This window comes from Nocardia sp. 852002-20019_SCH5090214, from assembly GCF_001665865.1.
GTDB lineage: Bacteria > Actinomycetota > Actinomycetes > Mycobacteriales > Mycobacteriaceae > Nocardia > Nocardia nova.
Window position 1 is genome coordinate 96854 of record NZ_LZMK01000293.1, and the last position, 8677, is coordinate 105530.

The 8677-nt window shown below is 67.6% G+C and carries 7 protein-coding genes and 4 tRNA genes; 4 read left to right on the forward strand and 7 right to left on the reverse strand.

From position 1 onward, the window contains the following. Positions 1-212 precede the first annotated feature (212 nt). Positions 213-1154: a hypothetical protein gene (locus A5780_RS23065; RefSeq protein WP_227462843.1), complete on the forward strand. Its 942-nt coding sequence runs from the start codon at positions 213-215 to the stop codon at positions 1152-1154. Between the two features lie 2 nt (positions 1155-1156). Here the strand turns inward: A5780_RS23065 and A5780_RS23070 are convergent, their stop codons facing one another. The 3 genes from A5780_RS23070 to A5780_RS23080 form a co-directional block, all read right to left on the reverse strand. Continuing rightward, positions 1157-2341 (reverse strand): hypothetical protein, encoded by a 1185-nt coding sequence (locus tag A5780_RS23070; RefSeq protein ID WP_063019337.1) that lies wholly within the window; start codon positions 2339-2341, stop codon positions 1157-1159. A gap of 125 nt (positions 2342-2466) precedes the next feature. Next, the gene (locus A5780_RS23075; RefSeq protein ID WP_064909577.1) at positions 2467-3885 is read right to left on the reverse strand and encodes an MFS transporter; all 1419 of its coding nucleotides are present in this window, start codon (positions 3883-3885) and stop codon (positions 2467-2469) included. A gap of 122 nt (positions 3886-4007) precedes the next feature. Continuing rightward, complete coding sequence (locus tag A5780_RS23080) at positions 4008-4250, reverse strand: hypothetical protein (protein ID WP_064901772.1); 243 nt, start codon at positions 4248-4250, stop codon at positions 4008-4010. Between the two features lie 161 nt (positions 4251-4411). Between A5780_RS23080 and A5780_RS23085 the strand changes: the two genes are divergently transcribed. After that, complete coding sequence (locus tag A5780_RS23085; RefSeq protein WP_063019332.1) at positions 4412-5179, forward strand: helix-turn-helix transcriptional regulator; 768 nt, start codon at positions 4412-4414, stop codon at positions 5177-5179. Between the two features lie 17 nt (positions 5180-5196). Here A5780_RS23085 and A5780_RS23090 read toward each other — a convergent pair whose 3' ends face one another. From A5780_RS23090 to A5780_RS23105, 4 genes are all read right to left on the reverse strand, one after another. Further along, positions 5197-5655 (reverse strand): SRPBCC family protein, encoded by a 459-nt coding sequence (locus tag A5780_RS23090; protein ID WP_104364478.1) that lies wholly within the window; start codon positions 5653-5655, stop codon positions 5197-5199. 149 nt (positions 5656-5804) lie between these two features. Continuing rightward, positions 5805-5876 (reverse strand) — tRNA-Val (locus tag A5780_RS23095). A gap of 17 nt (positions 5877-5893) precedes the next feature. Continuing rightward, positions 5894-5964, reverse strand: a tRNA-Cys gene (locus A5780_RS23100). A 23-nt stretch (positions 5965-5987) separates the two neighbouring features. Beyond that, positions 5988-6060 (reverse strand) — tRNA-Gly (locus tag A5780_RS23105). 506 nt (positions 6061-6566) lie between these two features. On the opposite strand from A5780_RS23105, the gene A5780_RS23110 reads away from it, so the two are divergent. After that, positions 6567-6638 (forward strand) — tRNA-Val (locus tag A5780_RS23110). A gap of 455 nt (positions 6639-7093) precedes the next feature. Continuing rightward, entirely contained in the window at positions 7094-7618 is a 525-nt protein-coding gene (locus tag A5780_RS40175; protein ID WP_156769619.1) for a hypothetical protein, read from the forward strand. The last annotated feature ends 1059 nt before the right edge of the window (positions 7619-8677 follow it).

An 8677-nucleotide genomic window follows, 5' to 3' on the forward strand; every position in this document is an offset into this window, starting at 1 on the left:
ACCCGGCAGGAGAAGTTCCGGCTTCGCAACGTCGCGATTACGCCGCTGTCCGAGCGCGGGCGATTCCGCAGTTCACCGGACTCGATGATCACGTGGGGCTCCCGGTTGGATAACGAAACCGGTCACGGGGACGTGTAGCCCCCTGGCACGTGCGGCACTCTGGATACAGCGGGCCGCACGGGCCGCTGGTGCACGGGTAGGGGAGTGGTCGCGTGAGTACGACAGAACGGGCCGAGACGAGGCAGCAGACGACGACGCTGGCTCCCCTGGAGTCGGTGAAACTGCCTGTGGTGGAGCCGAATCCGCGCGGACATCAGGCGGGTGACCGGTGTCGCGAACCCGGCTGTGGCAACTGTCACTGGGATGTGCAGCGGCTCAAATACTGGTTGCGCGGCAGGCTGCTGGCGGCGGGTGCCGACGATGCCGAGGTGGACAAGCCGCTGGGTGCGCAGACGCCCGGTCTGCTGTGGCGGCGTGGGAACCGGTTGTGCGCTATCGAGGTGCGCAGCGCGCCGGTCTCGATCGAGCACGCGCGCAAACGCACGGCCCGGCTGAAGGCGGTGGGCTGTGACGAGGTGTTGTGGCTGTGCCCGACCGGATATTGGATCGGGCAGATACCGGCGCTGGGCGTGGACGATTTCGCCGCCGCCGGATGTGAGTACCGGGCATTGTCGGGTGGGCTGGTCATCGATTCCGACGGTATCCTCAGCCCCAGGGAAACCCCCTGGGAAATAAGGGAATTCATCGATGGCTGGGTCGCGGGCGAGTTGGCCTGCGGCTATCTGGACGAGGACACGAGAGGGTGGGCGACGGTGAGCGATTGGGAGGCCCACACCCACGCACAGGCGATGATGATCGCGCAGCAGCGGCAGGAACTGCTCGACCAGCGCACCGAATTGGCCTTGGCGCGCAGGGCGACTCGCGACAAAGCCAAACAGATGCACAAGATGATGCATCGGCTCGAACGCGCCGAACTCGTCGCCGGGGAGCTGGACGCGGTCAAACGCCGGCTGTCCGATCGCGACCGGCTCGAGGCCGGTCTGCGGGTACGGATCGCGCGTCAGCGCGAAGCGGTGCTGCATTGGCAGCTGATGACCTGTTTCGCGATGCTGGTGATCGTGACGTTCATCGTTGCGGGTTTCATGTTGAAGTGAGGTCAGGTCGCGCTCAGCCGGAACGGGGCACGATCCCAGCGCCAGCCGTGGCGCAGGGCGAGCGCGATCAGGTCCACCGGTTCCAGGCCGGTCTCGTCGACCAGGCTCCGGAATTCGGCCCACTGCACGGCGCCGGTGGCGAGCCGGTTGCGGAGAATGTTCTCCGAACGGGCGGACACCGTGTGCCGCAACAGATCCGGCTCGCCGAGCCTGCTGCCGGTGAAGACCAGCCATCCCCAGCCGCGGGCATGCGCGTGCGCGCGGGCCGCCTCGAGCCGCACCCGGTTGGCGTGTAATCCCAACTGTCCCAAGGCGACCACGTCGGCCAGTAGCACGCGTCCGTCGGTCAGTCGGGCGGCGACGGTGGGACAGTAGGAGTCCGCCACGCCGTCGGCGGTGAAGTCGACGGCCACGGGCCGCTCGGTGTAGCTGTCGACCTGTTCGCCCTCGTCGAGCATGCGCAGCAGCCGGGCTTGCAGAGCGGTGTCGAATGTGGTTTCGCGGCCGAGCTTCTCGGCGAACATGTGGCCGCGGGCGTCGTCGTCGGCGTCGACCGTCGTGATCGGCAGCTCGGGCAGGTCGCCGGGATCGCCGCTCGGCCAGTCCACCCGTCGCAGCAGCGGAAGCAGTTGCCCGGCAGCGGGTTCGGCAGTGCGGGGGCGATCGAGATGCCACCGACTACGCTGCTGCCAGCCCGCGATGCGCTGGAAGACGAAGCCGGCCACCCGTTTGGCGTCGATCAGCGAATGCCCGGCCAGCCGCAACTTCAGATACGCCAGATCCTGGGCGGCGATATCGCAATCTCCGACATAGGTTTCGGTGAGCAGCGTCCGGGTCAGCCGCTGATCGCCCCACCCGACCGGATACCGGTCGGCGAACACAGCCGGATCGGGATGGCCGGTGGCCTGCACCCGCCGCAGCAGCTGCCCCGCCGCTCGGGTGTAGAGCTGGCGAACCCGGTCGCGCGAGAGTTCGAAGCGGGCGCCCAGCAGAGTCAGCGTCTCCGGGCGCACACCGTCGAGCCCGAGCCGGCGAGTGAGCAGCTCGCCGTCGCGGGGACGTTCCTCGGCTTGGGCCGCGACCATGTCCGCCAGCGTGTCGGCCATCTGCTCGGAGGTGAAGGAGATGCCGTCGCGCAGGTCGTCGAGCAACCCGGCCTGTATCTCCTCGATCCGGTTGGTCGTCACCACATGCCTTTCGCTGTCTCGCACGTCCTTTCGAAAGCCTATGCCTTCGTGCGGGTTCCGGGTGCGCGAGCGCGGGCGTGTCCGCCGATATGGTGGCCGATTCAACGGCGAGCCGCTTCGACGGTTCAGCGGCGCGCGGGTTCGGTGAGGCGGCTGTCTCGGCCCGAGTCGGCCGCTGCCGACTCGCCGGCCTCCACGGCGAAGATGGTGATCAGCAGCGCGACCATCCACGCGAGAGTCGAGCCGGCCGCCAGCCGGTGGATGGCGCCGACGAAACCCGGCCCAGTCGGCGATCCGGCCACCGCGCCGAATATCGCGACACCGCAGGCGGTTCCGACCTGCCGGGCGGTATTGGACACTCCCGTCGCCAGGCCGGACCGGTCCGCCGGTGTGGCACGCACCGTCGCCGCGACCACCGATGTCGTGATGAGGCCGGAGCCGCAGCCGAGCACGGTGAAGCTCAGCAGCAGTCCGCCGCTGCCACCGCGGTCGTCGAGTGTGAGCAGCATCGCCGAACCGCATGCCGCGAGGGCGCAGCCGATCGCGATGGCCGGGCGCGGGCCGTACCGGGCGGTCAATCGTCCCGACACCGGCGCCAGCAGCACCAGCGGCAGGGCCAGCGGCAGCACACTGACGCCCGCCGCGACGGGGGAGCGCCCCAGCGTGTCCTGCAGATACAGCATGCCGATGAACAGGATGCCGTTGAAGATCAGGTTCATCATCAGGGCGACGACATTGGGAGCGAGAAAATCCTTGTGCCGCAACAGGTCCACCGGCAGGAACGGATGAGCGCTGCGCCGCGCCGAGAGGTAGGCGCCCGCCAGCGCACACACCGCGACCACCGCCGCGGTGCCGACGACCGCCGTCCCCGCGTGGTGCCCCGCGGAGATGACGGCGAACACCAGCGCGCCCAGGCCGAGGACGAATCCGGCCAGTCCGGGCACGTCGATGCGCTCGCCGCGCCGCGGTGGTGCGGCCGGTACCACGATCCGGGCCGCGACGGTCGCCGCGATCGTCAGCGGCACCGCGATCCAGAAGACCGGCCGCCACCCGAGGCGGTCGACGAGAATTCCGCCGAGCAGCGGTCCGGCCGGCAACGCCAGCGACGATACCGCCGCCCAGGTGCCCAGCGCCTTCGCCTGTTCCGCCCGATCCGGGAAGACGTCCACGATGACGGCCATGGTGCTGGGCAACAGCAGCGCCCCGCCCACGCCCTGGACCACCCGCGCGGCGATCAGCACCCCGACCGACGGAGCCAGTGCACACGCCAGCGAGGCCAGCCCGAAGACCGCGAATCCGGCGAGCAGCATCCGGCGATGCCCGATCCGATCGCCGACGGTTCCCGCCGCCAGCAGCAGTCCCGCGATCGCGACCACGTATCCGTCCACCACCCACTGCAGCGATGCGATGTCGGTATGCAGGCCGCGACCGATCGCGGGCAGCGCGACATTCACGATGGTCACATCCAGCAACACCAGAAACATCCCGGCGCACATCACCGTGAGGATGGCGGCCGGGTTGCGAACCTGTGGAGTCGAAGTCATATCCGCAGTGTCGGTGCGCAACCTTTCGGTGTGGACCGAAGTATCGGCGATGAGGCAGCGGGTGAAGCGAACAGCGTCCTGCCGCAGCTTCTTTCGCTCACCGCCTCCTTGGCGGCGCAGCGTCAGGTCAAGCGGCGGAACCATCGCCGACGCCGGCGACTGCGGCGATACACCACGGCGGTGACCCGTGCGCCCAAGGAATCGGTGACGTGGAAATACTCGCCACCGAGGTCGGCGGCGGCATAGGCGATCTCGTCGATCGAGCCGTGGATATCACCGGCACCGAACGCGCTCAGCGTCATCTCGACCGTTCCGATCCGATCGAATCCTTCGGCCGGAGGCACATCGAGTTCCTCCGCACGCATACGCACCACCCCAATGTCGGCCGAACCGGAACGGTAGTCAAGGTTGTGGAGCGAGGTCGCCCGCCGATTGCCGGCTGACCGTCCGCCCGCTGTCGTCGCGGACGTGCGCGGACGGCCACGATTCGGTGCGCACCGAAGTGTTGTCGCGGCAGACTCGAGTCATGACCGATCGCCGACCTCTCTACGGGTATTCCGATATCGCCGCTGTCGGCGCCCTGCTGGCCGACGCGACCCGGGCGCGCATGATGATCGGCCTGGCGGACGGGCGCGCGCTGCCGGCATCGGTGCTGGCCGCGGAGGCCGGCGTCGCGGCGTCCACGGCCAGCGAACACCTGGCCCGGCTCGTGGAGGGGGGACTGCTCACGGTCGAACGATCCGGCCGCCACCGGTACTACCGCATAGCGAATGCCCAGGTCGGCGCCGCGATCGAAGCGCTGGCAGTGCTGGCGCCGACGCGACCCGTGCGTTCACTGCGGGAATCCACCCGCGCGGCGGCGCTGCGCCGGGCGCGCAGTTGTTACGACCACCTGGCCGGGCGACTGGGCGTCGCGGTCACCGAGGCACTGCTCGAGCGGCAGGCGCTGACCCGCACCGACGGCGTCGCGGGAACCGCACGCGCACAGGGAGATCCGATCTCGGCGCCGATGACCGACCACCCGTACCGCCTGGGCCCGAATGCCGAGCCCCTGTTCGCCGAGCTGGGCGTGGATCTCGACGCCGCCCGCGACCGGCGCCGCCCCCTGCTGCGTTTCTGCGTCGACTGGAGCGAGCAACGTCACCATCTGAGCGGTGCGCTCGGTGCCGCGGTACTGACCCGCATGGAATCGGCGGGCTGGGTGGAACGGCCGGGAACCCGCCGCACGCTGCGGCTGACCGACAGCGGAGCGCGGGTGCTGGATCGGGTGCTGGGCGTCGAATTCGCCGAATAGCGCGTCGAACCCGCGGATCAGCCGTGCTCGACGGCGATCTTCATCCGGTTGAGGGTGGTGGCCATATCGTTGTGGTTGCGCCGCCCGCGCGCCCACCCGAGCGCCGTCCAGTACAGCCGCAGCGGCAGGATCGTCGAGAGTTCGAACGATTCGGTGACGTCGGTGCCGCCGTCGCGCTGTTCCAGCCGATAGCCCCACCTGTTGATGCTCATCCCCTTGGGTCCGAGGACGGTGAAGGCGAATTCTCGCTCGGGCTCGCACACGTCTACCCGGCACGTGGTCCAGTAGACCGGCCCCACCTGATTGCGCCGCACGTGCCCCCGGAACTTCGCTCCCACCGCGGGACCCGTTGCGCCGCCGAGCCATTCGGCCTCGAACGTCTCGGGACTGAATTCGCCGATCCGCGTGATATCGCTGACCAGCGCCCACACCTGCGCCGGCGGCGCGGCCATGTGGACGGTTACCGAATCGCGCACGACATCTCTCCTTGCCGCTCGGCTGGTTGGGCCTCGACCGTATCCCAGGCGACGAGACGGCGGACACAGTCGTCCACGAACTCGTTACGTCCGTGCTGCGGATACAAGAAAGCCCCGGTCGAAACCGGGGCTGACCTGTTCTTCGTTTGTGCGCGATACTGGGATTGAACCAGTGACCTCTTCCGTGTCAGGGAAGCGCTCTCCCGCTGAGCTAATCGCGCGTGGTTCGCCTACTCAGAGGCGGCGACGGGAATCGAACCCGTGTGCACGGCTTTGCAGGCCGTTGCCTCACCACTCGGCCACACCGCCAACCAAGGCCGGGTTGGCCTTCGAGCGGATGACGGGATTCGAACCCGCGACCCTCACCTTGGCAAGGTGATGCGCTACCAACTGCGCTACATCCGCATGCTGCGTCTCCGGGGCTTTTCGGCCCCTTCCGGCTGCGAGAGAGAACATTAGCCCACAACCCGCACCGTCAACAAATCGCCTGGTAGATGGGGGTAAAAGTGAATAACACCGGTGTGTTTTCCGGGGTGGTTGCACTCCGTCGGATGACACCGGCTCGGTGGCGCCGGCGCGGCGCCCGGCCGGCCCGGTGCGCCAGGCGATCCCTGTGGTCACATCCGTCGCGGCGCGGCGGACCGGCCCGGGGCCTCGTTCCGCGGCGCGGAACTCTGTAACCGCGGTCCGTTCGGACACGGCCCCGCCCGATCTCCCGCGATGCTTCACTCGGTGGAGGGGGCGACCACGCGCCGAGCCGACATCGCGAGACCTTCTGTGCCCGTTCACGTTCCGTCCATCGCCGCTCGGCTGAAACACCCAGGTCAAGCCCCGATTTGGTGTGACACCGGGGATGCGTGTTAAGGTTCCTTCTCGTTCGGAACGGCACCCCAGCCGCTCTCGAAATCCCCGGTCCCATAGCTCAGCGGGAGAGCGCTCGCCTCACACGCGAGAGGTCGCTGGTTCGAAACCAGCTGGGACCACAATTCTTATAATCCCTGGTCAGGGCATTTTGTGGGTTCTGATCATTCGCTGTCTGCGAGTTGGCTTTCGGTTCCTGTAGCACTCTCATCAGCGGAAATGCCGTGGTCTTTCTGTTTCGAATCCAGCTGGGTGGCTGTGTCTCCTGGGGCTGCTGGGGCAATAGTGATGTTGCGTCAGCGTTCACCTCGTCTACCGTTCCGCCGCCCCGGTTCACGGCCTTCGCCGTGCACCGGGGCCTCGGCGGCTGGTCCTCTATCGCCGACGTCATCGGGCGATCAGGGCCCGACGCGGGGTACGGCCATCAGACCGGCACGGGCGGGCTCGGATACCGGGGCGTGGAGACAAGCCAGCGCTCAGCAACCTTTCCATTGAGGCGCACGTCGCGATCCCGGCCGGCTTGCTCTGGTCCTCACCGTTCATCCGGGGGCAAGGAGCCGTCGGCGAGGTGTCGAGTGTGGATTTGGCGACGGCAGTCACCAGTCGCGCACTGGCCGACCGCAGTATCGAAGTGGGCGGGGTGGACGAAGTGGTGCTCGGCATGACGATCCCGCAGCCCGGGTACTTCTTCGGTCCCCCGACGATCGCCGGGCGCATCGGCGTCCCGCAGATCACCGGCCCGATGATCGGATGTGGTTCTACGACGTCCTGTGGACGTTCTGCAGGGCCGAGTGAACCGGCGATCTCCGTGCGAATCCGAGCGATTCCACCGGATCGGGATCCCGTTGAACTGCGGATTCGCCGTTCAACGAACGTAGCGCTCCGGGCTGAACGAGCAACTGTCCCAGCCTATTTGCGTATCGATCGCTACTGGAAGCTTGTCTGTCGGCCGTCGACGGTTGGCGTCGCTTCATCATGCGGGGTACGTGTGGTCATCCGGGCCTTTTCCTGCTGGGGTGCTGATTGTCACCGACGTGGGGAGGTGGTCGGCGGCGCGCGGCTGACGAGCTCGGCGATTGCTAAAGATTCGCTATTGGTTTGAATTGGTTGGGCTTTCGGGTGTGTCGACACTCGGCGTCGGCTCATGTGTGGTTGTGGTGGCCGCCGGCGGGGCGCATGGGGTGCCGCGTTTGTGGAGGGCGTCTTCGATTGTGCTGGCGGGTGTGTGCCGGTGAGTCGGCTGCAGGAGGTGAGGGTGTGGCCGGCGAGGTAGAGGTTTTCGAGGTGGTTGATGTCGGCGTCGGTGAGTGGTTGGTGTCGGCGGGTGGCTCCTTCTCGGGTGAGTAGGTTCAGGACGGCGGTTTTTGAGATGTCGTATCGGGCGGCGAGTTCGAGCGCGGTGGCGCCGTCGCGGTCGTCCTGGACGAGTTGGTCGATGGTGTGGCGGGGGAGTCGACGTTGGATGCTCCGGGCTGGTTTGGGCTGCACCGGTGTGGCTGATTTCCGAGGCCGTCGCCTGGGTTCGGGGTTGTCGGATCACTTCTGACTTCTCGCTCGCCGACGCTCAACCGCGAGAGCCATCGGGGCCACTCGCGGGCCTGGGCGGGCAGAACCGCGGCCTTCTGATCTGAGCCGCGGCGCGGCGCGCGGTGTCGAGCTGCTGTTGTGCCCGAGTGAGTCGGGCCTGAGATGCGGCGAGTCTGGCGTCGGCGGCGATCAGCCGCGCTGATGAGCGCCGGATCGCCTCGGTGGCGATTTCTAGTATCTGGTAATTGCCCATGTCGGCTCCCGATAGCCGTGCTGCGTTTCGCCGATCCACGACCTGGAACCCGCGCCCGGGTGAAGCCGTGCCCATGAGCCTCGCCCCCTCCGTCCGCTCGGGCACTTCGGATCTACCCGGTCCCTGCGCCCGCGAAACCCGGGCCATGCATGTGACATAAACACTCCTGCCGGCAGCCGAAAATCTGCCGTGTCGGGTGTAGACATTCGCTGCAGCGAGTTATACAGTCGCTGTCGTTCGAATTAACGAGTCCAAGTGGCCGGGCAGGTGAACTGCCCGGAAGAAGTAAGTTCCCCCTTGTCCGTCCCCTTCCGGCGGATGACAGATAGACCCGGAGCAGTCGGCCGGACCCGCCGGAAGGGGACGAAGCATCACCGAACA